Source organism: Kitasatospora sp. NPDC127111 (assembly GCF_042677465.1).
In the GTDB taxonomy this organism is placed as follows: Bacteria; Actinomycetota; Actinomycetes; order Streptomycetales; family Streptomycetaceae; genus Kitasatospora.
In genome coordinates, this window is the sequence record NZ_JBHXTG010000062.1 from 34113 (window position 1) to 58390 (window position 24278).

The window sequence follows — 24278 nt, forward strand, 5'->3', positions numbered from 1 at the left end:
CGAGGCCCGGGGCGGGGCCCGGGGTGGGGCCCGGCGCGAGGCCCGGGGTGGGGCCTGCTCCGGGGACGGCGGTTCGGGCCGGGCGGCGGGTGGTCGCGGCGCCGGTCGCGGCGGGCCTGCTGGCGGGTGCGCTGCTGCTGCCGGCCGGCGCGGCACGGGCCGCCGGGCCCGCGGTGCCGGCGGCACCGGGCGCGTCCGCGGTGCCGGGCGCGCCGGGTGCGCCGGTTGCGTCGGGTGCGTCGGGTGCGCCGGGCACTCAGGGGACACCCGGGGACGCGCTGCCGGGCGTCACCCAACTGCGCCGCGACCCGGCCGGGAGGCCGGCCGGCTGCCTGCCGCCCTCGGCCAGGGGCACCCGGCTCACCCCGTGGCCGCAGACCTTCCTGCGACCGGACCGGGTCTGGCCGCTGACCCAGGGCGACGGCGTCACGGTCGCGGTACTCGGGTCCGGGGTGACCGACGGGCCGGGCCTGCTGGCCGGCCGGCTCGGGTACGCCGGCAGGCTGCCCGGGGGAGGCGACCCGGCGCGCGACTGCGTCGGGCACGGCACCTTCCTGACCGGTCTTATCGCCGCCGACCGGCGCGCGGGCACCGGGTTCTCCGGTCTTGCCCCGCACGCCCGGATCCTCGCCGTCGGCGTCACCGACGACACCGGAGCCACAACCGCCGACCTGCTCGCCCAGGGCATCACCGCCGCGGCCGAGCGGGGTGCCCGGGTGATCGACGTCGGCGTGACCCTGCCCGCGGGCAGCGACGCGCTCGCCGCCGCGGTGCGCCAGGCCCGTGGCCGGGGCGCCCTGGTCGTCGCCCCGGCCGCCCCGGACGCGCCGCCCGCCGACCAGGACGGAACGGCGAAGCCGGAGCCGGTCTTCCCGGCCGCCTACCCCGAGGTCCTGGCGGTCCGGGACCTCGCCCCCGGCGGCGCGCCGCCCGAGGACGGCACGGCGGTGGGCGGCCGGGTGGACCTGGCCGCCCCCGGGGCGGCGGTGATGAGCACCGGTCCGGCCGCCGGCGGCTACTACACCGCCACCGGGTCCAGCTACGCCACCGCCTTCGTGGCGGGCACGGCCGCCCTGGTCCTCGGCTACCGGCCCACGCTGACCGTGAACCAACTGGTGGACCGTCTGGAAACCACCGCCTACCGCCCCGTCGGCACCGTTCCGGACCCGCAGCTCGGCCACGGCACCGTCGACCCGGTGTCCGCCGTCACCGCCCTCCTCGCCGAGGACCGGCCCGTACCCTCGCCCACCGCCGCGTCCGTCCCGGCGGTGCCCGCCGCCCGCCCGGTCTCGGCCGCTCCCCGGCAGGCCGTCCTGGTGGCCCTCGGCGCCCTCGCCGTGACCGCCCTGGTCGCCCTGGCCGCCGTCGTCGGCTCCCGCGGCCGCGCCCGCGACTGGACCCCGGCCACGAGGCGGACCCCGGAGGCCCCGGCGAGCCCCCGCCCCTGACGGCCGCGCACGCCAGGCCTCGCGCCGGCGTCCTCACGCGGTCGGGCACCACTAGAGGATCAGGGAGGCCAGGATGATTCCGGCGCGGTAGCGGTCGGCGAGATTGTCGAAGCGGGTCGCGATCGCGCGGAACTGCTTGAGGCGGGCAAAGCATCGTTCGACCACGTTGCGGTCGCGGTAGATCTCCTTGCCGAAGGCAGGTGGACGGCCTCCCAGGCGTCCACGCCGTCGGCGGTTGGCCTCCTGGTCGCGGCGCTCGGGGATCGTGGCGGCGAGGCCCCGGGCTTGCGGGAGGGCCCCGGCCATCGTCGGGCTGGGCGCCACCGTCGCCATCACGGCCGTGCCGACGGCCGTTGACTTCGGCCGGATCCGGTGGTCACCTCCGTGAGACCTCGTACGCCTCGCGGATGCTCGAGGGGACCCGCCCGCGGTCGTTCACGACCATGCCGTGGGCGCGGGCCCAGCGTCGTACCGCCTCGTCCTCCGGCCGGGGCTCATCGAGCGCACGGGGCCGGGCGGGCGCGCCGGGGCCGCTCCAGTCCCCGGTGGAGACTCCTTCCAGCAGGTCCGCCGCCTGCTGGAAGAAGGCAGACAGCGAGGCGTACACGCCTTCGTTGGGTGCGCACGCCTCGGCCCACGTTCCGATCGTCCCCTCGGCCGTGTCCAGGAACGTCCCGTAGAGGCCGTCGCGCTCGGCGGCGATCGGCAGCCACTCCTGGCGCCAGAACACGCAGTCGGGGTCTTCGGACGGTTCCATCCGCTCCACGGCCAGCCGGTGGAGGTAGACCCGCTGGATGTCCCCCAGGCCGAGCAGGAGGTGCCCACCGGGAACTGGCACGTCGCACCCCCGCCGCACCAGGCACTGCTGGAGATCGGTGCGCTCGTCGGCATCCACGTCGTTCGCCAGGAGCCACTGCCGCACCTGCGCCGGCAGCTCCAGGTCCATGCGCAGTTCGGCCCGGTCGATGGCCTCCTGGCTCCCCGGACCGCCGAGGGCGGCGAAGACCCGGGGGTTGTTCCGCTCGAGCCATGTGGTCACCCGGACCCACGCCTCCCGTACGTCTCCTGCCTCGCTCATCGGAGGTCCCTTCGGGTGCGACGGCCGTTGAACACGCATGGGGGAACCGTAGGCGCGGCCACTGACAAGGACGCTCGACCCGGGGATCCCAGGGTCCGTCTGATAATTGATCTTGTGGCAGCGAGGCGAGTTGACGGACGCGGCGTGGGAGCGGATAGAGCCCTTGTTGCCGCAGGTGGACGGGCGTGGCCGTCCGTGGCGTGATCACCGGCAGGTGGTCAACGGCGTGCTGTGGCGGCTGCGGACCGGGGCGCCGTGGCGCGATCTCCTGGAGCGGTACGGGCCGTGGCAGACCGTCTACGAGCGGTTCGCCCGCTGGGAGGCGGACGGCACGTGGGCGACGCTGCTGGAACACGTCCGGGTCGTCCGCGACGACGCGGTGGGCCGGGGCGAGTGGGCCGTCGCCGGTCGACTCCACGATCAACCGGGCCCACCAGCACGCCGCCGGCGCTCGCAAAAAGGGGCCGCAGACGGGGACGAACTGGAAGATCCGGGCCGCTCGCAGGCGCGCCAGGCCCTCGGCCGGTCCCGCGGCGGACTGACCACCAAGGTCCACCTCGCCGTCGACGGCCGTGGCCTGCCCCTGTCGATCGTGCTCACCCCGGGCAACATCAACGACGCCACCGCGTTCGGCCAGGTCCTCGACGGGATCCGCGTCCCGCGCTCCGCCACGGGCCGCCCGCGCACGACACCGGAGCGGGTGCTGGGCGACAAGGCCTACTCCAGCCGGGCGATCCGTCACCTGCTGCGGCGCCGGGGCCTCGCCGCCACGATCCCCGAGCGCCGCGACCAGGAGGCCAACCGCCGACGGCGTGGACGCCTGGGAGGCCGTCCACCTGCCTTCGGCAAGGAGATCTACCGCGACCGCAACGTGGTCGAACGATGCTTTGCCCGCCTCAAGCAGTTCCGCGCGATCGCGACCCGCTTCGACAATCTCGCCGACCGCTACCGAGCTGGAATCATCCTGGCCTCCCTGATCCTCTGGCTCCGTGAACCAGTCAGGTGATCATTTGTCAGACACGCCTTAGGAGGCGGCTGGCGAGCGCACGGCACTTTGAACCCCAGGCGCCCTCGGCGGCGCCAGGCAGGTGGTCGCCCTCGTACCTCCCGGGCCCGGCCCGGTGATCACCGCTGGCGGACGTCCCCGGGCCGGGCGCCCGGGGACGTCCGCCCGACGCGCATCTGCCTCGCACCGTGCCGCTCCCGCGCCGATGCCGCCCCGGCGGGGCGATCCGGCTTCCCCACGAGCGGGCGATGGCTGCCACGGCGATGGCGGGTATCCCGTTCCGGTCCTCGCCCGTGTTCCGGCACGGGCGGCTCGGGCGGCTCGGGGTGATCGATTGTGGGCGTGGCCGGCCGGGGGCCGGAGGGCCGTGCGGCGCGGTGGGGTCACGGGTCGGTGGGCGTGGGGTGGCCGCCGGGCGGGGCGTCGCTGGGCTCGGGGGGAATGGCGCGCCGACCGACGTGTGGGCGTGGCCGGCCGGGGGCCGGAGGGCCGTGCGGCGCGGTGGGGTCACGGGCCGGCGGGCGTGGGGTGGTGCCCGCCGGGCAGGGCGTCGCCGATCAGCGCGGCCAGGTCGAGGTGGGCGGCGCGGGTGCGGGGGCCGGCGGGGGCGTCGGGGGGAAGGACGATGACGCCGCGGCAGCGGGTGCCGAAGTGCTCGGCCAGATGACGGGCCGCCACCGGGCGGTCGGCACCTGTTGCGGCGGGCGGGCACGGGGTGAAGACGGAGACGGCACCGGCGACCAGCCCGCCGTGCCCCTCGGCGGCCAGGCGGTCCAGCAGGGTGGAGACGGCCGCGGCCCCGGCGGCCGAGGCGTCGGCACAGATCACCAGTTGGTCGGCGAGCCCCGCCGCGGCGCGCTGCACGTCCACCGGGGCCGCCGAGGCGTCGGTGAGGACGAGTGGGTAGGCGCCGCTCAGCGTCGCCACCGCCTGCCGGTAGCGGTCGGCGTCGAGGGCGGGGGAGGGCAGATCCGGCCGTACGGCGAGGACGTCCAGGCGCCCGGCCGGGCGCTCCGGCGGGTCCTCCGGTACCGGGACTGCCGCGAAGAGCTCGCCCGGGGTCCGCGGGCCGGCCCAGTGGCCCGCCCGCGCACCCGCATCGGGGCGGGCCGGACGTCCGGGGGCGGTGGGGGCAGCCGGGTGCGGTTCGGCCAGGTCGAGGACGACCACGTGGTCAGGGCGGTGCCGGGCGAGCAGGGCGCCGAGCGCCACCGTGACGCCGCCCCGCCGGGTGTCGGCGGGGCGGCCCAGGACCGTGATCCGGTGGCAGCCGAGCAGCGGGGTGCGGATCCGGTCGACCAGCCGGCGCCGTCGCGTCTCCCCGCCGTGCGTGAACGGCAGCCGCAGTGCTCGGGTGCGGAGCGGTCGCGGCTGCTGCCGGTCGGCGGCTGGGCGCGGGGACGCGGCCACCAGCGGTTGGGCCGTGCGGGCCGGGACCGCGTGCGGCCGCGGGGGCTCGCCGGTCGGGCCGGCCGACGGTGCCGCGGGGGAGTCGCGGGTGAAGAGCGGCCGTTCGGCGGGCGGGATCAGCCGGGTGCCCAGGGGGTCCAGCGGCCGCCGGGCCGTGACGGGGACGGGGGCGGGCCAGGCGGCCGGGGTGTAGTCGGGGTGGGCCGCCGCGGCCGGCGTGTAGTCGGGGTGGGCCGCCACGGCCGGGGTGTAGTCCGGGTGGGCCGTCGCGCCCGGGGTGATGTGGTCGAGGGCCATCCCGTGTCCTCCCGCTTCCCGGTCCGCGTGCCGGCCCGTCCAGCCAGGAGTACGGCCTCCCGGGCTTCCGGGTTCATCCGGCGGCCGGTGCCGGTGGATCGCGGCGGCGGGCCGCGGCAGCACCCTGGCGCGGTGAACCGCCGCCGGAGGAGGGCCCGTTGAGGGGACAGAGCGCGCTCGGCGCTCGATGACCCAGTTGGAGGACCTCATGCGCACCACCACGACCCGCGCCGCCCGCGCGGCCGGCCTGCTGCTGGCCGCCGGCCTCGTCGGCCTCACCGGTGCCACCGCCGCGCACGCCGGGGACGCCCAGCCGGGCCGCCCCGGAAAGCCGGGCTCCGGTACCGACACCGGGATCCCGGCCGGGAACTTCGTGCTCTGCTCGCACGGCACCTACCCCTCGTACGCGGTGTTCCCGAAGCGGGGCGACATGGCGACCGTGGTGGTCGAGCCCGGGCGCTGCGTCAGCCTGTCGCTCAGCGGCCAGAGCCGCGAGACGGTCGTGCTCTACGGCCTGAAGCCGAACCGGGAGAAGTTCAAGATCGGGACCGACACCTTCGACGACCGCGTCGGCGAGCGGATCCGGACGCTCAACACGCCCGACAACGACGACTGGACGACGTTCTAGCCGGGGCCCCGGGGCGGCCGGTCCGGCGGGTGACCGTCGGACCGGCCGTCCGTTGTGCGACGGGCCGCCCGGAAAACGACTGCTGAATCCGGCGGCCGCTCGGTAGCGTCGCTCCGACGGTGCCGGCCGGTCGGGGGCACCGGGGAGGATCCGCGTGGGTCCCGAGGCGGGACAGGGAGGGGGAGAGACGATGGCAGCGGACGGACCGGGACCGCGCGAGGTGATCGCGGCCCTGGTGGGCGAGGGCGCGGAGATCCTGCCCGGGCCGCCGGCCCTGGAGGTGCCCGAGGCGTCGGCGGACACGGTGATCGCCGCCGCCCGGCGGCTCGCCCTGCGCGCGCTGCCGCGGGAGCGGCGGCGTCAGGACCGGTCCGGGCTCCCGGCCCTGACCCCGGACCCGGACCCGGACCCGGGGCTGCGGCGGGTGGCGGCCGTGCTGTTCGTGGACGAGCACCCCTCCGCCCCGGCCTGGTCCGCAGCCGACCGCGACCGGCTGGCCGCCTGGGTCGCCGTGCTGATCGAGCAGCGCGGGGAGGACGGTGTCCAGGACCTGATCGCCGTGCTCGGTGGGCGGCCGACCGAAGGCTGAGCGGGCTCCGGGCCCGCGGCCGGACGGGCCCGCGGCCGGCGTTGGCGGATTGTTGGTGGACTCTTGGCGGCCCTCGGCAGCCTGGTGTCGCGGCCACCGGGGGAGTCCGGTCGGTCTGCGCCCTGACCCCTGCCCGACCTGAGAGGTAGCGCTTGTCCACGCCGCCCAGCACCCCGCGTCCGTCCGTCGTCCCGTGCCGGCCCGGCGCCGTGCACCGGTCCGTCACCCCGCAGTCCGCCGCCCCGCAGTCCGTCACCCCGCAGTCCGCCGAGGCGTCGGCGGCCGCGCCGGACCGGGCCGTCCTGCCGGACACCGCCGGCGCTCCGGACACCGCCGGCGCTCCGGGCACCGCCGCCGCCGCGGGGGTCGCCGCCGTCCCGGGGACCGCCGCCGAGCCGTCGGCGGACCGTCCGACCCTCGACCCGGACACGCTCGCCGAGATCCACCGCCTGCACGGCGGCTACCTGGTCCGCGCCCTGATGCGGGCGACCGGTGGTGACCGCGGCAAGGCCGAGGACATCCTCCAGGAGACCCTGCTGCGCGCCTGGCAACACCCGGAGGCGCTGGCGGCCGGGCCGGAGCGGAGCCGGCCCTGGCTGTTCACCGTCGCCCGGCGGATCGCCATCGACCACTACCGGATGGCCGCCGCCCGGGCCCGTGAGGTGCTCGGCGAGGAGTCCGAGGACCGTCCGCTCGCCGACGACCCGTACGACCGGGTGGTGGTGGCCCGTGACGTCGACCGGGCGCTCCGGCGGCTCCAGGACCACCACCGCGAGGTCCTGGTCGAACTGCACCTCAACGACCGGTCGGTGGCGGACACCGCGGCCCGGCTCGGGGTGCCGCCCGGAACGGTCAAGTCCCGCAACTACTACGCGCTCCGGGCGCTGCGCCCGGTTCTCGCGGCCGAGCAGGGCTACGCGCCGAAGGAGGAGTGCGCGGCGCCGGCCGCGCCGGTGCGGAGGCCCGGGGCCGGGGACCGCCGGACCGTGGCCCGCGGGGCGTAGCACCGGCCCGACCGGCGCGGCCGGCCCGATCGGCGCGGCCCGATCCGGCCCGATCCGGCGCGGCCCGATGCGACCGGTACGACCGGCCCGATCCGGCGCGGCCGTCAGGACCCGGGGGCTCGCGCGCGTTCGACGACTCCTCGACGGCGGCGGCAGCGGTGCTGGCCCAGCCGGACTGCCGGGTGTGCGAGCGGAACCGGCCGAGCGCCGAGCGCAGCCGGCCGACCCCGGGCCGGTCCTCCGGGGGCCGTCCTTCAGGGCCGGTCCTCCGGGGCCGGTCCTCGCCGGTCCGGGCCGCTGCTCGAACACGGTCACCGGGCCGACGTCAGGGTGGTGTCAAGGCGGACCCGCTCCGCGTAGGCGGTGCGTCAAGGCGCGGCGCTTTCCGGGCCGGAAGGGCTGCACTGGAGGGGCGAGCGGGACCACTCCGCCGGCCCCGCCGCGACCGGAAGGAAGCGCCAGGCCATGACCGACCACCAACTCCGCACCACCACCGCAGCCGAGCGCCTCGGGGCCGGGTACCTCGGAGCCGAGTACCTCGGAGCCGCGTGGACCGCGCCGGGCCCGCTGGACGAGGCCGCGCTCCGCCGGCTGCCGCGCGGGACGACCGCCGGGCCCCGCTCCGCCGGGAGCGGGCCGGCCCCCGACCAGGAGTGCCGTACCGCCGCCGCGCACTGCCGCCACGCGATGTCCTACCTGGACTGACCCCTGGACCCCGAGAAGCCCGGCCCGCACCGCCCTCACTGGGAGCGCCCCTGCCATGACCACCCTCCCCACCCTCCCGGCCGGCGGCCGTCCCGCGGAACCGCCGCGGCCCGCCGGCGCCCGACCGCTCGGCGGGCCCTGGCCGGCCTCGGCCCGCCCCGGCCGCGACGGCGACGTGCTGATCGGCGGCGTCGGCCTGACCGAGGCCGCCGACCGCTTCGGCACCCCGCTGTACGTCCTGGACGAGGGCGAGGTGCGGGCGCGGGCCCGGGCCTTCCGCCGCGCCCTGCCGGACGCCGACGTCTTCTACGCCGCCAAGGCCTTCCTGTGCAGCGCCATGGCGGACTGGGTCGCCGACGAGGGACTCGGCCTGGACGTCTGCTCGGCCGGCGAACTCCGCCTGGCCGCCGCGGCCGGCTTCCCGCCCGCGCGGATCCTGCTGCACGGCAACGCCAAGACCCCGGAGGAGCTGCGCCTCGCCCGCCGGCTCCGGGTCGGCCGGATCGTCGTCGACGGCCTCGCGGAGATCCCCCGGCTGGCCGCCCTCGCCGTCGCCGACACCCCGCAGCGGGTGCTGGTGCGCGTCGTGCCCGGCGTCGCGGCCGGGCACCACAGCGCCGTGCGGACCGGCGTCGACGGCCAGAAGTTCGGCTTCCGGATCACCGGCGGCGACGCGGCCGAGGCGGTCCGCCGGATCCTCGGCCAGCCCGGCCTCGAACTCGCCGGCCTGCACTGCCACCTCGGCTCCCAGATCACCGGGACCGCGCCCTACCTGGCCGCGCTCGACCGCCTGGTCGGGCTGCTGGCGGAGATCCGTGACCGGCACGGCGTCGAACCGCCCGAACTCGACCTCGGCGGCGGCCACGGCGTCCGCTACCTCCCCGACGGCGAGGAGCTCGACCCCGCCGCCTTCGCCGCCGCGGTCACCGCCCGCCTGGCCGCCCGCTGCGCCGAGCACGGCCTCGCCGTCCCCCGGCTGCTGGTCGAGCCCGGCCGGGCGATCGCGGCGCCCGCCGGGGTGGCCGTCTACCGCGTGCTGTCGGTGAAGCACACCGGCGACGGCCGGGCCTTCGCCGCCGTCGACGGCGGGATGAGCGACAACCCGCGCCCGGCCCTCTACGGCTCGGCGTACACCGTCCGGGCGATCGGCCGGGCCGGCGGCGGGCCGACCGGCACCTTCGACGTCGTCGGGCGGCACTGCGAGGCCGGCGACGTGCTGGTCCACGGCGCCGCCCTGCCCGCCGACCTGCGCCCGGGTGACCTGCTGGCCGTCCCCGCCGCGGGCGCCTACCAGCTCTCGATGGCCTCCGGCTACAACCTGGTCGGCCGCCCCGCGGTCGCCGCCGTCCGGGACGGGCGGATCCGTCTGCTGATCCGCCGCGAGACCGTCGAGGACCACCGCGCCCGCGAGGTCGGCCGCTGACCCGGCCGGGCCCGCCACCGTAGCCGGCCGGGGGGCGGGCCAGAGCCCCCGGGGCCGGGGACGCCGACCGGCCCCCGGGCGCCTCCTACTGGCCGACCACGCGAACCGCCGCCTCCACCCCGGTGACGGCGGCCAGCCGCACCTCCCGGTGCAGCGGACGCCGGTAGTCGGCCGGGCCGAAGCCGACGGCGATCTCGTAGGCGCCGACGGCCTCGCCCTGGTCGACGAAGACCATCAGCTCGGACGACGACCGGCTGACGTCCTGCTCCTCCCAGCGCACCGGGTCACCGACCACGTCCGAGATCACCTCGTCCCGGGTGCCCGGGCCGAACACGTACACGGTGTCCCAGTCGAGCCCCTCCGGCGCCACCAGGGCCAGCCCGTCCGGGCCGGACGTCCGCAACCCGTCCAGCTCCCGGTCCAGTTCGGCACTGATCACGGCACGCACCGGCTCCTCGCGCTCGGCGCACCCGGCGACGCCCGCCCCCGCGAGCAGGACGGCGACCAGCCCGGTGACGACCGGCGTCGCGCCGTGGCGGACCATCATCAGGACAACTCCTCGCGTCGAGTCGTGCTGCGGAGCGTGCGCCAAGGGGGACGTGCGGCGGGACACCGTGGTTCCCGCCGGGCGGCGACCTCGCGGTGACCTGGCCGTGACCTGGCGCCGGACCCTCCGGCGTCCTGGCGGTGGGGCGGGCTGACGGTTCGTCAGCGTTGCCGAACCGGTGCGCGGGGCGCGGGTTCCCGGCCCGGTCGCGCGGGTACATTCCGGTGCGACCGCCGCCCGGTGATGCGGCGACGCGGCCGGTCCGGCCGCGGATCGACAGCCTCAGCTCGTCAAGGGGGCCGTGCCATGTCCGATCGATCCGACCAACCCGCCGTCGACCACCAGGACCAGGACGCGCAGACCGTGCGGCGGCTGCGGCTGGGCGTCGGCGCCGTGGGATTCCTGCTGCCGATCGTCCTGCCGGTCGGCAACAGCCTCACCTCCGCCCGTGTCGCCCTGCTCAGCTCGATGAGCGCGTCGTACTACACCCACATGCGCAACGTCTTCGTCGGCGGCCTCTGTGCCATCGGCGTCTTCCTGATCTGCTACCGGCACGACCGCCGGGAGGACCGGCTGAGTTCGGTGGCCGGGGTGCTCGCGATCCTGGTGGCACTGTTCCCGATGGAGCCGCCGGCGTCGGTCACCCCGCATCCGAGCACCCTCCAGACGACCGTCGGCATGCTCCATCTCGGCTTCGCGGCCGGGCTGTTCGGCGTCCTGGCGTACTTCTGCCTGCGGCTCTTCGCGGACTCCCCGGCGACCGGCGGGCGGCGGCCCGCCCGGGACTGGGTGTACCTGGTCTGCGGCTGGGTCATCGTGGCGTGCGTCGCCGTCGTCGCCGTGGCGGGCGTGCTCCACCTCGCCTGGGACTCGCCGCTGACCCTGCCCTACCTCGGCGAGGCGGTCTCCGTCTTCGCGTTCGGCGTGGCCTGGCTGGTGAAGAGCGAAGCCGTCGTCACCTTCGCGCGGCGCACCGCGCCGACCGCCCCGAGCGCCGCCCCCGGGGCCTGAACCGTCCGCCGGCGGAGGCCCGGTGCCGCCCGTCGGCGGGCGGCCCCGGGCCCCGGGCGCGAGGTCACCGCGGCTCCAGGACGATCCACACCTGGCCGGGGTGGAAGGTCATCGGCTGCCCGGCGTAGCTGAACGCCGTCCCGGACGCGGCGTCGGGGCGCGACCAGGTGCCCGGGTACGCCCTGCCGTCGCGCAGGACGACCGCCTCGCCGCCGCCCACGGTCGGCGCGTACGGCAGCAGGTCGCCCGAGGAGTCCCGCAGTCGCAGCGGCGAGGTGGTCTCGGCGACCTTCTGCACGACGACGGTCGGTGCGCCCAGCCGCCCGGAGTCCGTCGTCCCGGCGGGCTTGCCGTCGATCGAGACCAGGTACCGGCCCTCGCCCGGGGACCAGGTGAAGGTGAAGGAGGCGGCCGGCATCCGGGCGGTGAGGGTGTCGGCCGGCACCCCGCCGGCCGGCGCCGGGCCGAAGCGGAAGCCGACGTCGCGGGCGGCGGCCGCGTCGGGGAAGTGCCGCAGGATGCCCGAGGGCACCACGTACTGGTTGAACGGCGGCACGTCCCACCGGCCGCGGAAGAAGGAGTCGTCCTGGGCCGGGGAGCAGTTGAAGAGGTCCGCCCCGGCCAGCACGGGCAGGAACCTGGTCTGCGCCCCCGAGTACGCGAAGTCCACCTTCCCGTACTGCTGGAGGATCGGCAGGTCGCTCTCCCGGGCGCTGCGCACCGGGCCGATCCTGTCCCCGGGTGGGAGGTGGTTCGCGTCGTAGACGGCGAGGAAGCGGGAGAGCCCGCCCTCGACCTCGATCGCGTAGACGACGTCGGCGGCGCCCAGTCCGGTCTGCGGCCGGGCGTTGACGATGTTGTCGATCTTGACGGCCAGGATCCGGCCGGCCTCGCCCGGCAGCCCGGTCAGCGGGGACACCGCGCCGCCGGGGGACGCGGGTGCGGAGGACGGCGGAACGGACGACGGGGGCGCGGCCGGCGGGGGAGCGGCCGGTGGCGGGGCCCCCGAGGGGGTGGGCGAGCGGCCGGCGACCACCGGCAGCAGCACCGCGAGGAGCAGGGCAAGGGCGACCAGCAGGGCGGCGACCACCCGCTGCGCGCGGGAGAGCGAGCGCCACCGTGCGGACAGCCGCTCGACGGTTCTCATGCCGAACTCACCTCCGTGCCCGTCCGACGGGCCCCGGCACTCGGAAAGACGTCCGGCCGGCCGCCCCGGTTCCCGCCCGGGCCCCCCGACGGGGGGCCGAGCGGCTCCGGAAGGGCGGCGGACGGCGGCCGGGGGGCGGCCGGGGGTGGCCGGGGGGCCGTGCTCAGGACACCAGTGTCTGCTCGTCGACCTCCGTCAGCGTCACCGTGCACAGGCCGCCGCGCTCGCTCCGGACGTTCGTGACCTTGAGCTGGGTCCCCGGCAGGAGGATGAACTCCTCCTCGCCGGTGAACGCCGAGAAGTCCCGGATGCCCACGGCCCGGGCCGGCTGCACCTCGAACAGCGTCCGCTTGCCGCGGCTGCCGAGGAAGCCCCGGGCCACGCCGAGCTCGGACGTGCACGAGGACACGCCCCACCAGGTCACCGTCCGGCCCAGCGGGTACTGCGCCCGCAGGTCCAGCGACACCCCGCGCCACAGCGGCTCGGTGCGGGCCGGGAGCCGCGACACCGCCGAGAACAGCAGCCGCAGGTAGGCCAGGTACGGGACGAGCCGGGAGCGGTCCGGGGAGCGCAGCACGGCGTTGATCTCCCGGTAGAACGCGGACTCGCAGGTGTAGAGGTGGAGGGCGGCGATCGCGTCGGCGGACGGGCCGTCGGCGGCCTCGTCCGCCCGCCGCTTGCCGAACTCGTACGACCGCTCGACGTGCCGGTCCAGCCCGCGCAGCAGCTTCGCGACGGGGGCCACGGCCTCCCGGAAGTCCATCAGCTCGGTGTCGAACACACCGGTGATCGCCGGGAGTTCGAGGCCCTCGTCCTTGACGCCGGCGAGCCGGTCGAGGTAGAGCTGGTGCAGCTCCATGGTGGAGGCGATGAACGCGCCCATGCGGTCGGCGACGTCGTCGTCCGCCCCGCCGTCGGCCGCCGCGCGCTCGTCCCACCCCTCGTTCGGCAGCCAGTCGATCTCCTCGGCCCCCAGCGAGGCCAGGGCGGCGTTGACCGTGGCGAAGTGGTCGCCGTCGCAGAAGACGTCACCCTGCGCCGCGGGGTTGGCGTGGTCGATGTGCCGGACCTCGACCCCGGGGTACTTCTCCTGCAACTGGAGGACGACCTTCTTCAGGTTGCGCGCGTGCGCCCCCCACCAGGCGAAGACCACCCCGCGGTCCTCCTCGGCGGCGTCCTGCTTGGCCTTGAGGATCTCCTCGACGATCCGCTCGGCGACCGGCCGCCAGAACGCGGTGTGCCGGTCGGTGCCGGACGCCCCGCTGCTGTCGGCGGTGAGGGCCGCGTTCAGCAGCAGGACGCCCTGGGTGAGCATCGCCTGGAACCACTCGGGCGGCTGGACGATGTCCTGCTTCGCCAGCAGGGTGCGGAGGGAGGCGATCGGGGTCCTCTTGGGTATGCCGTACTTCCACCGCGCCGCCGCCTTGATGATGCAGCGGATGCTGACGACGCGGCCGAACTGGCTGTCCTCCCAGTCGTGGAAGGTGTTGTCGAACATGGCGATGCCGGTGGCGCTCTCCGGCCGCGGGTACGGGTTCTGGCCGAAGACGACGACCTTCCACTTGTGCGGCGCGTGGGGCTTGAGCGCCTGGAAGGTCAGTTCGCGGACGGGGACGACCTCCGGACCGCGGCCGGGGCCGATGAACGAGGCCGCGTCCGGCTGCGCCTCGATGACCGGCTTGAGCAGCGGGAGCCACGGCTCGCCGCCGCCCTGGAACAGTTCCGTGAGGGCCAGCGGGTCGTTCGGGTCGGGCGTGGCGGGGGTCTTGGCGTCGCTCATGGTGGAGGGCTCCGGAAGGTCGGGAGGGTGGTGGGCATCCGTCGGCTCGCCGGCCGACACCACAGTCGTACCGCCCGGGTCTGACAGACCGCCGGCCGGGCCCGGGCCGGCGGCGGAGGAGTCGACGCGTTGTCAGTGACCGGGGCTAGCGTCGTGAAGCGACAGAGGGGCCGTTTCCCGATCGGAGTGAACCTTGACCGAGAACCTTGTGCCGTCGCCGCTCAGGGTCGTGCTGACCGACCTCAACGAGGCGGTGGTGGAGGCCTGGCGGGCGGCGTTCGCCGACACCCCCGGGATCGAGATCCGGCAGGGCTCGATCCTGGACGAGCGGGTCGACGCCTGGGTCAGCCCCACCAACTCCCGGGGCCGGATGGACGGCGGGCTCGACGCGGTGATCAAGCGCCACCTCGGCGCGGGCATCCAGTTGCGCGTCCAGCGGGCGATCCGCGACCGGTTCGCGGGCACGCTCCCGGTGGGCAGCGCGGTGTGCGTGCCGTCCGGGGCGGTCAACCCGCAGTTCCTGATATCGACGCCGACGATGGAGCAGTCCTCCCAGAACGTCAGCGCGACGCTGAACGTGGCGCTGGCCTGCGCCGCCGCGTTCCAGGCGGTGCACCGGCAGAACACGGTGACGCCGGGCAGCATCGGGTCGGTGGCGCTGGTCGGCATGGGCGCCCGGACCGGCCGGGTGCCGGCCCGGGTCTGCGCCAACCTGATGTGGACGGGCTACACGCTGTTCAACGACCACCACTTCGAGGACGACGACGACCTGCGCAGCACGATCCTCGCCCAGCTCGACGACCTGGAGCGCGCGCCCGCCGAGCAGCGGGTCCGCATCGCCGCGCCGCCCGCCCGCCGCGCCTCGCGCCGCTGACCGGGGCCCGCCCGACCGGCCGCGCCGGTCACGCCGCCGGCTCGCCGGGGTGGTCGCGCAACCAGCGGCGGTAGGCCGGGTTGCGGGTGGAGGCGGCGCGGTGGGCCTGCGCGGCGTGGTGGACCAGCACCGGGCCCAGGGGGGCCAGCGGGCCGTCCCGGTGCCAGGCGAGCAGGTGGCGGTACCAGAGCGGGGTGCCGGCGATCGGGCGGACGGCGATGCCCGGCACCTCCTCGAAGGTGGCCTGGCAGAGGCTCACCGCGTGGCCGCCGCGCACCAGTTCCAGCAGCAGCCGTCCCTCCGCCTCGTGGACGGTGCGCATCCGGTGGCCGGTCGCGAGGAAGGTGGTGGACCAGTACTCGCGGTGCCGGTCGTCGTCGGGGCGCGGTGAGGCCCAGTCCTCGTCGGCGAGTTCGTCCAGGGTCACCTCGGGCCGGGCCGCGAGCGGGTGGCCCGCGGGCAGCGCGACGAAGAGTGGCTCGGTGACGACGGGGTGGAGGACGACGCCGGGCCGCGCCCGGAGTTCGTAGCCGGGGCTGTCGCCGACCACGGCGGCCTCCAGCCGGCCGTGCGCGATGTCGTCGACGAGGGGGACGGACGAGCCCTGGTCGCGGGAGACGATCCGGGCGCCGGGGTGGTGGGTCCGCAGGGCGGTGATGAGCCCGCCGAGCAGCGGGGCGTTGACCGAGCCGAGCCGGAAGCGCCGGCTCGGGCCTCCGCCCTGGGCGGCGGCCAGGGCGGAGGCGCTCAGCAGTTCGTCGATGGTCGGCAGGACGGCACGGGCCCGGCTGAGCACGGTCTCGCCGAAGGCGGTGGGTACGGCGCCGGCGGGCGTCCGCTCGAACAGCGGACCGCCGAGCACGGTCTCGATCCGGCGCAGCTGGGCGCTGAGCCCGGGCTGGGAGAGGCCGAGCGCGGCGGCGGCCCGGGTGAGGCTGCCCGTGCCGGCGATGGCACAGATGATCCGCAGATGCCGTATCTCGAGATCCATAACGGGATGTTATGGGCAGCTGAGAGCTCCCGGAAGAGTCGGTGACGTCCCAATCTTGTCCCACATGTGAAATGTCATATCGCATCGGAGGGCATGGATGGGGACCTGGATGGGGACCGGCACCGAGCCGGGCACGGCCGCGCGTGCGAGTGCGGCGGCGCGTCCGGGCACGCGCCGCCGCACGCGAAGAGCGGCCGCAGCGCTGGCCGCGGCCCTGGGGTTGCTGTCGGCGGCCGCCTGCACCGGGCCGGACGGCACCGCCGCGGCCGGGGACGCCGCCGCGGTCCGGGGCGGCACGCTGCACGTGCTGTCCAGCATCGACCTGGAACACCTCGACCCGGCCCGCGCCTACGTCACCTCCACCCAGGACGTGGGCCGGCTGATCTACCGGACGCTGACCACCTTCGCCCCCGCGCCGGGGCCGGCCGGCGGCCAGATCGTGCCGGACCTGGCCACGGACACCGGCCGCCCCAGCGACGGCGCCAGGACGTGGACCTTCACCCTCAAGGAGGGCGTGAAGTTCGAGGACGGCCGCCCGGTCACCAGCCGGGACGTCAAGTACGGCGTCGAGCGCACCTTCGCCGCCGAACTGCCCGAGGGCCCGCCGTACGCCCGGCTCTGGCTGGCCGGCGGCGAGTCCTACCACGGCCCGTACCGCGATCCGGCGGGGCTGGCGTCGATCGAGACGCCGGACGAGCGGACCGTCGTGTTCCGGCTCAACCGGCCGGTGTCCGACTTCGGCTCGGCCGTGTCGTTGCCGATGTTCGCCCCGGTCCCGAAGGACAAGGACACCGGCGTCGGCTACGACAGCAGGCCGTTCTCCTCCGGCCCGTACCGGATCGACCGGTTCGAGCCGAAGAAGCAGCTCGTGCTGGTCCGCAACCCCTCCTGGGACCAGGCCACCGACACCGTCCGCAAGGGCCTCCCCGACCAGGTCGTCATCGACCTCAACCTCGACCCGGCGGTGGTCGACCAGCGGCTGATCGCCGGTCAGGGCGAGGACGCGGACGCCGTCGCGCTGGAGCCGATCGGACCGGCCTCGGTCGGGCGGGTGGTGAACGACCCGCAGCTGAAGCGGCGCCTGGTCACCGGCGAGTCGATCAACACCCGGTTCCTCGGGATCAACACCCGGCACAAGCCGCTCGACGACGTCCGGGTGCGGCAGGCGATCGCGTACGCGCTGGACAAGGACGCCCTGCGCACCACCAGGGGCGGCCCGATCGCGGGCGACCTGGCCACCACCCTGCTGCCGCCCACGCTGCCCGGCCACGCCGCCGAGGACCCGTACCCGAGCCCGGACGGCAAGGGCGACCCCGCGAAGGCCAGGGCCCTGCTCGCCGAGGCCGGCCGCGCCTCCGGCCTGGAGCTCACCCTCGACACCCCGGCCACCGCGGGCGGCAAGGCCCAGGGGGAGGCGGTCCAGGCCGCGCTGGCCCGGGCCGGCATCACCGTGCGGATCAACGAGATCGCCTCCTCGGCGTTCTACAGCACGGTCGGCAGCCCGCACCGCGAGCACGACCTGGTGATCGACGGCTGGACCCCCGACTGGCCGGGCGCCTCCACCTACCTGCCGATCCTGTTCGACGGCCGCCAGATCACCGCCGAGGGCAACAACAACCGGGCCCAGTACGACTCGGCCGAGGTGAACGCCCGGCTGGACGAGATCGCCGCGACCGGCGACCCGGCCGCCGCCCGGAGCGCGTACGGCGAACTCGCCAAGCGCATCATGCGCGACGCCCCGGTGGTGCCCTTCCTCTGGGACAAGGCCGCCGTCCTGGTCGGGCCCCACGTCACCGGCGCGTACGGGCACACCGCCTTCGTCGGCCGGCTCGACCTCGTCTCGCTGGGGCTGCACCGGTGACCGTCCCGCGCCGCCCGTCCGTGCTGCGCCGCCCGGCAGTCCCGCGCCGCCCGGCAGCCTCGCGCCGCCCGTCCGTGCTGCGGCAACTGGCCGCCCGGCGCTCGGCCGCGGCCGCCCTGGCGGTGGTGGCCCTGCTGGTCCTGACCGCGCTCGCCGCCCCCCTGGTCACCTGGCTCACCGGCAACTCCCCGACGGCGTTCCACGGCGAGGCGGTGGACCCGGCCCTCGGCGGCCTGCCGCGCGGCGCCGCGGGCGGGATCAGCACCGAGCACTGGCTCGGCGTCGAGCCGGTCAACGGCCGCGACGTGCTCGCCCGGGTGGTCCACGGCGCCCGGGTCTCGCTGCTGATCGCGGTGCTCGCCACCGCGCTCTCGGTGGTCCTGGGCACCGCCCTCGGCCTGGTCGCCGGCTTCCTCGGCGGCTGGGCGGACACCGTGATCGGCCGGCTGATGGACCTGCTGATGTCCTTCCCCAGCCTGATCTTCATGATCGCGCTGATCTCGGCCGCGCCCGGCGCGGACCGCCGGCTCCTGCTGATCGTGGTGCTCGGCTTCTTCGGCTGGCCCTACGTCGGCCGGATCGTCCGCGGCCAGACGATGGTGCTGGCCCGCGGCGAGTTCGTGGCCGCCGCCCGGCTGCTCGGCGCGTCCCGGTGGGCGCTGCTGCTGCGCGAGGTGCTGCCGAACCTGACCGGCCCGGTGCTGGTGGTGGCCACCACGTCCATCCCGGCCTGCGTCGCCACCGAGGCCGGGCTCTCCTTCCTCGGCGTGGGCGTGCAGCCGCCGACCCCCTCGTGGGGCCAGATGATCGCCACCGCCGTGCCCTGGTACGCCGCCGACCCCGCCTACTTCCTCATCCCCGGCGCCTTCCTGTTCCTCACCGTGCTCGCCTTCAACGTGCTGGGCGACGCGGTGCGCGATGCGCTCGACCCCCGGAGCCAGCGACGATGATCCCCTACCTGCTGCGAAGGCTGGCCGTCACCGCGGCCGTCCTGGTGGTGATCGCCGCCGCCACCTTCGCGATCTTCTACCTGATGCCGGCGGACCCGGCCCAGGGCGCCTGCGGCAAGGCCTGCAGCCCGGCCCGGCTCGCCGAGATCCGCACCACCCTCGGGCTGGACCGCTCGCCGGTCGACCAGTTCACGGACTACCTGGGCGGGCTCGTCTCCGGCCGGACGTACGGCACCGGCGCGCAGGCCGTCCAGTGCCCCTTCCCCTGCCTGGGCTTCAGCTTCCAGACCAACCAGCCGGTGTGGCGGCTGCTGACCGACCGGCTGCCCGTCAGCATCTCCATCGCGGTGGGCGCCGCGGTGCTCTGGCTCGCGGTCGGCGTGACGGCGGGCGTGGTGTCCGCCCTGCGGCGCGGCGGCTTCTGGGACCGCGCCGCGATGACCGCCGCGCTCGGCGGCATCTCGCTGCCGGTCTACCTCACCGCGCTGCTGCTCCAGTACCTGCTGGTCGTCCGCCTCGGCGTGCTGCCCTACCCCCGGGTGGTCCCGTTCACCGAGGACCCGGCCGGCTGGGCGCGGTCCATGGTCATGCCCTGGATCACCCTGGCCATGCTGTACGCCGGCGTGTACGCCCGGATCACCCGCAGCGAGATGCTGGAGAGCCTCGGCCACGACTACGTGCGCACCGCGCGCGCCAAGGGCCTGCCCGAGGTCACCGTGGTCCGCCGGCACGCGCTGCGGCCCGCGCTCATGCCCGTCGTCACCCTGTTCGGCATGGACCTGGGCGCGCTGCTCGGCGGCGCGCTGATCACCGAGTCGGTGTACGGCCTGCCCGGCGTCGGCAAACTCGCCGCCGACGCCATCGCGGGCGCCGACCAGCCGGTGATCCTCGGCGTGACGCTGTTCGCCGCCGCCTTCGTGGTGCTCGCCAACGTCCTGGTGGACCTCGGCTACGCCGTGCTCGACCCGAGAGTGAGGGCCCTCGGATGACCCTGCTGACGGTACGAGACCTGACGGTCGACTTCCGCTCCGGCGTCCGCGCCGTGGACGGGCTCGACCTCGACCTGGCGGCCGGGCAGGTGCTCGGCGTGGTCGGCGAGTCCGGCAGCGGCAAGTCCGTCACCAGCCTGGCCGTGCTCGGACTGCTCCGGGACGCCACGGTCGGCGGCAGCATCCGCTTCGACGGCCGGGAGCTCACCGCCCTCGACGGGCGCGCGCTGCGCCGGCTGCGCGGCGACCGGATCGCGATGGTCTTCCAGGACCCGCTGTCCTGCCTCAACCCGTACTACCCGGTCGCCTTCCAGATCGCCGAGGCCTACCGGGCGCACCACCGGGCCGGCCGCAAGCAGGCCCACCGGGTGGCCGTCCGGATGCTCGACCGGGTCGGCATCCCCGAGCCGGAACGCCGGGCCCGCGCCTACCCGCACGAGTTCTCCGGCGGGATGCGGCAGCGGGTGATGATCGCGATGGCGCTCTGCCTGGAGCCCGACCTGCTGATCGCCGACGAGCCCACCACCGCGCTCGACGTCACCGTCCAGGCCCAGATCCTCGACCTGCTGCGCGAGCTGCGCCGGGAGACCGGCACCGCGATCGTCCTGATCACCCACGACATGGGCGTGGTCGCCGGGCTCGCCGACCAGGTCGTGGTGATGCACCGGGGTCGCGCGGTCGAGCGGGGCACCGTCCACGACGTCTTCCAGCGCCCCCGACAGCCCTACACCCGCGGCCTGCTCGCCTGCGTCCCGCGCATCGACGGCCCGCTTCCGCACCGGCTCCCCACCCTGGAGGCCACCACATGAGCGCACCGCGCCACGACACGCACGCGGGCCGCGCCACGCACGCGGGCTCCGGCACGGGCGAGGGCCGCGACACGTCCGCGGGCCCCGGCACGAGCGCCGGCCCCGGCACCGGCGCGGGCCACGACGCCACGGGCAAGGGCCACGCCACGACCGCGCTGCTCGAAACCCGCGACCTCGTCAAACGCTTCCCCGTCCGCCACGGCCTCACCCGGCGGCTCGCCGGCCACGTCACCGCCGTCGACGGCGTCTCGCTGCGGGTCGACCCGGGGGAGACCCTGGGCCTGGTCGGCGAATCCGGCTGCGGCAAGTCCACCGTCGCCCGTCTGCTCACCCGGCTGGAGCGGCCCACCTCCGGCACCGTCCGGTTCGCCGGACGGGAGCTCGCCGGCCTGGACGAGACCGCGCTGCGCCCCGTCCGGCGCGAGCTCCAGATGGTCTTCCAGGACCCGTTCTCCTCCCTCAACCCCCGGCAGACCGTCCGCCGGATCCTCACCGCGCCGTTCGCCTACCAGGGGCTGACCCCCGACGAGCCGGTGGAGGACCTCCTGCGGCGGGTCGGCCTGCGCCCCGAGCACGCCGACCGGTACCCGCACGAGTTCTCCGGCGGCCAGGCCCAACGCATCGGCATCGCCCGGGCGCTGGCCCTGCGCCCGAAGCTGGTGGTGTGCGACGAACCGGTCTCCGCCCTCGACGTCTCGGTGCAGGCCCAGATCCTCAACCTGCTCAAGGACCTCCAGGACGAGTACGGCCTCGGCTACCTGTTCATCGCGCACGACCTCGGCGCCGTCCGGCAGATCAGCACCCGCATCGCCGTGATGTACCTCGGCGCCGTCGTCGAGACCGCCGACCGGGACACCCTCTTCGCCACCCCCGCCCACCCCTACACCCGCGCCCTGCTCTCGGCCGTCCCGTTGCCCGACCCGGACGCCGAACGCGGACGCGAGCGCATCGTCCTCCGCGGCGACCTGCCCAGCCCGCTCCACCCGCCCACCGGCTGCCGCTTCCGCACCCGCTGCCCCCGGGCGGACGACCGCTGCGCCGCCGAGCGCCCCGCCCTGCGGACCCTCGCCCCCGGCCACGAGGTCGCCTGCCACTTCGCCGAGCGGAGCGAGCGGACCGACCGGCACCGCCCCGAGCGGAGCGAGCGGACCGACCGACAGCGCCCGGAGGCCACCCCGTGATCAGCTCCCGTTACCGACTGCCCGGCCTCGCGGTGACCGACCACACCTTCACCGTCCCGCTCGACCACGCCGACCCCGGCGGTCCGACGATCGAGGTCTTCGCCCGCGAACTGGCCGACCCCGCCCGCGCCACGGACGGCCTGCCCTGGCTGCTCTACCTCCAGGGCGGTCCCGGCGGGAAGTCCCCGCGCCCGCTCAACGCCGGCGGCGGCTGGCTCGGCCACGCCCTCAGGACCCACCGGGTCCTGCTGCTCGACCAGCGCGGCACCGGCCGCTCCACCCCCGTCACGGCCCGCACCGCGGCCCGCTTCGGCTCGCCGGGGCAGCTCGCCGACCACCTCGCCCTGCACCGCGCCGACGCCATCGTCGCCGACGCCGAACTGATCAGACGCCGGCTCTGCGGCGACGAACCCTGGGAGACCCTCGGCCAGAGCTACGGCGGCTTCCTCACCCTCAGCTACCTCTCCACCGCCCCCGACGGCCTGCGCGCCTGCTACGTCACCGGCGGCCTGCCCGGCCTCGACGCGACCGCCGACGACGTGTACGCCGCCACCTACCCCCGGGTGCGCGACAAGGTCACCGCCCACTACGCCCGTCACCCCGGCGACCGCGCACTGCTGCGCCGCATCGCCGACCTCCTCGGCCGACGGCCGGTCCACCTCCCCGACGGCGACCGGCTCACCGTCCGCCGGCTGCGCACCCTCGGCCTGCTGCTCGGCATGGGCGACGGCTCCGCGCGCCTGCACTGGCTGCTGGACGAGGCCCTCGACGCGCACGGCGAGCCGTCGGCCGGCTTCCTGCACCAGGTGGCCCAGCTGACCTCCTTCACCGACAACCCGCTCTTCGCCGTCCTCCAGGAGTCCATCTACGGCCAGGGCGGCACCCCCACCGGCTGGGCCGCCGCCCGCGCCCTGGCCGACCACGCCGGGTTCGCCGAGGACGCGGACCCGCTGCTGCTGACCGGCGAGATGATCTACCCCTGGATGTTCCGCGAGATCGCCGCACTGCGTCCGTTCGCCGAGGCCGTCGACCTGCTCGCCGAACGCACCGACTGGCCGCGCCTCTACGACCCCGCCCGGCTCGCCGCCAACCCGGTGCCGGTGGCCGCCGCGATCTACCACGACGACATGTACGTGGACGCCGGCCTCTCCCTGCACACCGCCCGCGCGGTCGGCTCGCTGCGCACCTGGGTCACCGACGAGTGGGAGCACGACGGGGTCACCGCCTCCGGCGACCGCGTCCTGGCCCGTCTGATGGACCTGGCCTCCGGCCGGGCCTGACCACCCCATCGAAGGAGAGAGTTGAGACCACGCATGCTCGCCGGCGCCCTGGCACCGGCCTTCGCCGCCCTGCTCGCCGCCACCCCCGCCGCGGCCGCCCCCGCCGCTCCCGCGGTCCCCGCTACCGTCGCCGCAGCGCCCGCCGCCGCGTGCGCGCTGCCCGGCCGTACCGGCTGGACCGACGAGGGCCACGACACCGACCGCGCGCAGTTCCAGCAACCACTGGGCACCAAGCACGTGTTGATGCTCTTCGTCGACTTCCCCGACGCCCCCGGTACCGGCGACCTCGCCGACTACTACCACCAACTCGCCCCGGCCGCCGACCTGTTGCGGCAGGCCTCGAACGGCCGGACGCGGCTCGGCCTCACCCCGCTGAACCGGTGGCTCCACCTGCCGCAGGACTCCGCCTCCTACGGATTCCAGCGCGGCATCACCTTCGAGCAGCACGAGCTCTACGTGCGCCAGGCCGTCGAGGCCGCCGCGCCGTACACCGACGTGTCCCGCTACGACATGGTGTACGTCGTCCCCACGAAGGCCGCGCCCGCGATCAGCTTCTCGCCCACCTACCTCTACGACCCCCACACCCCCGGGATCGTGGTCAACGGCAAGCGGCTCAAGTGGGCGGTGACGTTCGGACAGGACATGTACCACTGGGGGCCCGGGGTCGCGGTGCACGAGACCGGCCACACCTTCGGCCTGCCCGACCTGTACGCCTTCACCGGTAACGACTACCACCGCTTCGTCGGGGGCTGGGACGTGATGGGCCTGATCTCCGGCCCGGCGCCGCAGCACCTCGGCTGGGAGAGCTGGAAGTTGGGCTGGATCGACGACCGCCAGGTGGCCTGCCTGCCGGCGGCCGGCCGCCGCGCGGTGCGCCTGCAGGCCGTGGAACGCCCCGGCGGCACCAAGATCGCGGTGATCCGCACCGGCGAGACCACCGCGTACGTCGCCGAATCCCGCCGGGCCGTCGGCGGGGACGCCGGTGCCTGTTCCACCGGGGTCCTCGTCTACCGGGTCGACAGCGCCGTTCCGACCGGCGAGGGCCCCGTCCGGGTGGCCAACGGCAACCCGGACGCCACCCCGCCGGCCGGCTGCACCGCCCTCGACCTGGCCGCCTTCCACCCCGGCCAGTCCTTCACCGACCCCGCCACGGGCGTGCGGATCGAGATCGACCGCCGCGACCGGGACACCGACACCATCACCGTCGCCCGCGGCTAGGGCGTGCGGCCCCCGACTCGCGCCGGGGCGCCACCGGGCCACCCCCACGCTG

22 protein-coding genes and 1 pseudogene are annotated in these 24278 nt (G+C 75.9%); 16 read left to right on the forward strand and 7 right to left on the reverse strand.

Annotation, left to right across the window (positions count from 1 at the left end):
* Positions 1-89 precede the first annotated feature (89 nt).
* On the forward strand, positions 90-1448 hold the full coding sequence (locus tag ACFVHB_RS29965) for a S8 family serine peptidase (protein WP_380328460.1): 1359 nt from the start codon (positions 90-92) through the stop codon (positions 1446-1448).
* 51 nt (positions 1449-1499) lie between these two features.
* Here ACFVHB_RS29965 and ACFVHB_RS29970 read toward each other — a convergent pair.
* Both ACFVHB_RS29970 and ACFVHB_RS29975 read right to left on the reverse strand, forming a co-directional pair.
* A pseudogene (locus ACFVHB_RS29970) lies at positions 1500-1850 on the reverse strand (transposase); the annotation flags it as partial.
* Complete coding sequence (locus ACFVHB_RS29975) at positions 1825-2565, reverse strand: histone-like nucleoid-structuring protein Lsr2 (protein ID WP_380328462.1); 741 nt, start codon at positions 2563-2565, stop codon at positions 1825-1827. The pseudogene ACFVHB_RS29970 and the gene ACFVHB_RS29975, both read right to left, overlap by 26 nt.
* Positions 2566-2701: 136 nt before the next feature.
* On the opposite strand from ACFVHB_RS29975, the gene ACFVHB_RS29980 reads away from it, so the two are divergent.
* On the forward strand, positions 2702-3532 hold the full coding sequence (locus tag ACFVHB_RS29980; protein WP_380328500.1) for an IS5 family transposase: 831 nt from the start codon (positions 2702-2704) through the stop codon (positions 3530-3532).
* A 507-nt stretch (positions 3533-4039) separates the two neighbouring features.
* Here the strand turns inward: ACFVHB_RS29980 and ACFVHB_RS29985 are convergent.
* On the reverse strand, positions 4040-5239 hold the full coding sequence (locus tag ACFVHB_RS29985; protein ID WP_380328464.1) for a hypothetical protein: 1200 nt from the start codon (positions 5237-5239) through the stop codon (positions 4040-4042).
* Between the two features lie 208 nt (positions 5240-5447).
* On the opposite strand from ACFVHB_RS29985, the gene ACFVHB_RS29990 reads away from it, so the two are divergent.
* The 5 genes from ACFVHB_RS29990 (at position 5448) to lysA (ending at position 9588) form a co-directional block, all read left to right on the forward strand.
* Entirely contained in the window at positions 5448-5867 is a 420-nt protein-coding gene (locus tag ACFVHB_RS29990; protein ID WP_380328466.1) for a hypothetical protein, read from the forward strand.
* Positions 5868-6057: 190 nt separating this feature from the next.
* Positions 6058-6456 carry a hypothetical protein gene (locus tag ACFVHB_RS29995; protein WP_380328468.1) on the forward strand — a complete coding sequence of 133 codons (399 nt, stop codon included), beginning with the start codon at positions 6058-6060 and terminating at the stop codon, positions 6454-6456.
* A 440-nt stretch (positions 6457-6896) separates the two neighbouring features.
* The gene (locus ACFVHB_RS30000; RefSeq protein ID WP_380328502.1) at positions 6897-7460 is read left to right on the forward strand and encodes a sigma-70 family RNA polymerase sigma factor; all 564 of its coding nucleotides are present in this window, start codon (positions 6897-6899) and stop codon (positions 7458-7460) included.
* Between the two features lie 465 nt (positions 7461-7925).
* Positions 7926-8165 carry a hypothetical protein gene (locus ACFVHB_RS30005; protein ID WP_380328470.1) on the forward strand — a complete coding sequence of 80 codons (240 nt, stop codon included), beginning with the start codon at positions 7926-7928 and terminating at the stop codon, positions 8163-8165.
* Positions 8166-8220: 55 nt separating this feature from the next.
* On the forward strand, positions 8221-9588 hold the full coding sequence (gene lysA, locus ACFVHB_RS30010; protein ID WP_380328472.1) for a diaminopimelate decarboxylase: 1368 nt from the start codon (positions 8221-8223) through the stop codon (positions 9586-9588).
* Positions 9589-9673: 85 nt separating this feature from the next.
* Here the strand turns inward: lysA and ACFVHB_RS30015 are convergent, their stop codons facing one another.
* Positions 9674-10135, reverse strand: coding sequence for a hypothetical protein (locus ACFVHB_RS30015; protein ID WP_380328474.1), 462 nt, complete (start codon positions 10133-10135; stop codon positions 9674-9676).
* Positions 10136-10441: 306 nt separating this feature from the next.
* On the opposite strand from ACFVHB_RS30015, the gene ACFVHB_RS30020 reads away from it, so the two are divergent.
* Positions 10442-11146: a DUF998 domain-containing protein gene (locus ACFVHB_RS30020; protein ID WP_380328476.1), complete on the forward strand. Its 705-nt coding sequence runs from the start codon at positions 10442-10444 to the stop codon at positions 11144-11146.
* A gap of 64 nt (positions 11147-11210) precedes the next feature.
* Here ACFVHB_RS30020 and ACFVHB_RS30025 read toward each other — a convergent pair whose 3' ends face one another.
* On the reverse strand, positions 11211-12293 hold the full coding sequence (locus ACFVHB_RS30025; RefSeq protein ID WP_380328478.1) for a DUF3048 domain-containing protein: 1083 nt from the start codon (positions 12291-12293) through the stop codon (positions 11211-11213).
* 163 nt (positions 12294-12456) lie between these two features.
* Positions 12457-14073: an ADP-ribosyltransferase domain-containing protein gene (locus ACFVHB_RS30030; protein ID WP_380328480.1), complete on the reverse strand. Its 1617-nt coding sequence runs from the start codon at positions 14071-14073 to the stop codon at positions 12457-12459.
* 193 nt (positions 14074-14266) lie between these two features.
* On the opposite strand from ACFVHB_RS30030, the gene ACFVHB_RS30035 reads away from it, so the two are divergent.
* A complete protein-coding gene (locus ACFVHB_RS30035) occupies positions 14267-14947 on the forward strand; it encodes a macro domain-containing protein (RefSeq protein ID WP_380328482.1) in 681 nt (226 codons plus the stop codon).
* A gap of 28 nt (positions 14948-14975) precedes the next feature.
* Here ACFVHB_RS30035 and ACFVHB_RS30040 read toward each other — a convergent pair whose 3' ends face one another.
* On the reverse strand, positions 14976-15938 hold the full coding sequence (locus tag ACFVHB_RS30040; RefSeq protein ID WP_380328484.1) for a LysR family transcriptional regulator: 963 nt from the start codon (positions 15936-15938) through the stop codon (positions 14976-14978).
* Between the two features lie 97 nt (positions 15939-16035).
* Between ACFVHB_RS30040 and ACFVHB_RS30045 the strand changes: the two genes are divergently transcribed.
* From ACFVHB_RS30045 to ACFVHB_RS30075, 7 genes are read left to right on the forward strand one after another with little or no spacing between them, the layout of a single operon-like run.
* Complete coding sequence (locus ACFVHB_RS30045; RefSeq protein ID WP_380328486.1) at positions 16036-17799, forward strand: ABC transporter substrate-binding protein; 1764 nt, start codon at positions 16036-16038, stop codon at positions 17797-17799.
* The gene (locus ACFVHB_RS30050; RefSeq protein ID WP_380328488.1) at positions 17796-18749 is read left to right on the forward strand and encodes an ABC transporter permease; all 954 of its coding nucleotides are present in this window, start codon (positions 17796-17798) and stop codon (positions 18747-18749) included. The genes ACFVHB_RS30045 and ACFVHB_RS30050 overlap by 4 nt, the downstream gene beginning before the upstream one ends.
* Positions 18746-19738 (forward strand): ABC transporter permease, encoded by a 993-nt coding sequence (locus ACFVHB_RS30055; RefSeq protein WP_380328490.1) that lies wholly within the window; start codon positions 18746-18748, stop codon positions 19736-19738. Before ACFVHB_RS30050 ends, ACFVHB_RS30055 begins: the two co-directional genes overlap by 4 nt.
* Positions 19735-20547: an ABC transporter ATP-binding protein gene (locus ACFVHB_RS30060; protein ID WP_380328492.1), complete on the forward strand. Its 813-nt coding sequence runs from the start codon at positions 19735-19737 to the stop codon at positions 20545-20547. The genes ACFVHB_RS30055 and ACFVHB_RS30060 overlap by 4 nt, the downstream gene beginning before the upstream one ends.
* Positions 20544-21728 (forward strand): ABC transporter ATP-binding protein, encoded by a 1185-nt coding sequence (locus ACFVHB_RS30065; protein ID WP_380328494.1) that lies wholly within the window; start codon positions 20544-20546, stop codon positions 21726-21728. Before ACFVHB_RS30060 ends, ACFVHB_RS30065 begins: the two co-directional genes overlap by 4 nt.
* Positions 21725-23008: an alpha/beta fold hydrolase gene (locus tag ACFVHB_RS30070; RefSeq protein WP_380328496.1), complete on the forward strand. Its 1284-nt coding sequence runs from the start codon at positions 21725-21727 to the stop codon at positions 23006-23008. The genes ACFVHB_RS30065 and ACFVHB_RS30070 overlap by 4 nt, the downstream gene beginning before the upstream one ends.
* Positions 23009-23029: 21 nt before the next feature.
* Positions 23030-24226: a peptidase M6 gene (locus tag ACFVHB_RS30075; protein ID WP_380328498.1), complete on the forward strand. Its 1197-nt coding sequence runs from the start codon at positions 23030-23032 to the stop codon at positions 24224-24226.
* The last annotated feature ends 52 nt before the right edge of the window (positions 24227-24278 follow it).

What these genes read in the sequence shown, in the direction of transcription:
- ACFVHB_RS29975 (WP_380328462.1), bottom strand. Translation starts at nt 2,565, where the DNA reads ATGCGTGTTCAACGGCCGTCGCACCCGAAGGGACCTCCGATGAGCGAG.
- ACFVHB_RS29985 (WP_380328464.1), bottom strand. Translation starts at nt 5,239, where the DNA reads ATGGCCCTCGACCACATCACCCCGGGCGCGACGGCCCACCCGGACTAC.
- ACFVHB_RS29990 (WP_380328466.1), top strand. Translation starts at nt 5,448, where the DNA reads ATGCGCACCACCACGACCCGCGCCGCCCGCGCGGCCGGCCTGCTGCTG.
- ACFVHB_RS29995 (WP_380328468.1), top strand. Translation starts at nt 6,058, where the DNA reads ATGGCAGCGGACGGACCGGGACCGCGCGAGGTGATCGCGGCCCTGGTG.
- ACFVHB_RS30005 (WP_380328470.1), top strand. Translation starts at nt 7,926, where the DNA reads ATGACCGACCACCAACTCCGCACCACCACCGCAGCCGAGCGCCTCGGG.
- lysA (WP_380328472.1), top strand. Translation starts at nt 8,221, where the DNA reads ATGACCACCCTCCCCACCCTCCCGGCCGGCGGCCGTCCCGCGGAACCG.
- ACFVHB_RS30015 (WP_380328474.1), bottom strand. Translation starts at nt 10,135, where the DNA reads ATGATGGTCCGCCACGGCGCGACGCCGGTCGTCACCGGGCTGGTCGCC.
- ACFVHB_RS30020 (WP_380328476.1), top strand. Translation starts at nt 10,442, where the DNA reads ATGTCCGATCGATCCGACCAACCCGCCGTCGACCACCAGGACCAGGAC.
- ACFVHB_RS30025 (WP_380328478.1), bottom strand. Translation starts at nt 12,293, where the DNA reads ATGAGAACCGTCGAGCGGCTGTCCGCACGGTGGCGCTCGCTCTCCCGC.
- ACFVHB_RS30030 (WP_380328480.1), bottom strand. Translation starts at nt 14,073, where the DNA reads ATGAGCGACGCCAAGACCCCCGCCACGCCCGACCCGAACGACCCGCTG.
- ACFVHB_RS30040 (WP_380328484.1), bottom strand. Translation starts at nt 15,938, where the DNA reads ATGGATCTCGAGATACGGCATCTGCGGATCATCTGTGCCATCGCCGGC.
- ACFVHB_RS30045 (WP_380328486.1), top strand. Translation starts at nt 16,036, where the DNA reads ATGGGGACCTGGATGGGGACCGGCACCGAGCCGGGCACGGCCGCGCGT.
- ACFVHB_RS30055 (WP_380328490.1), top strand. Translation starts at nt 18,746, where the DNA reads ATGATCCCCTACCTGCTGCGAAGGCTGGCCGTCACCGCGGCCGTCCTG.
- ACFVHB_RS30060 (WP_380328492.1), top strand. Translation starts at nt 19,735, where the DNA reads ATGACCCTGCTGACGGTACGAGACCTGACGGTCGACTTCCGCTCCGGC.
- ACFVHB_RS30065 (WP_380328494.1), top strand. Translation starts at nt 20,544, where the DNA reads ATGAGCGCACCGCGCCACGACACGCACGCGGGCCGCGCCACGCACGCG.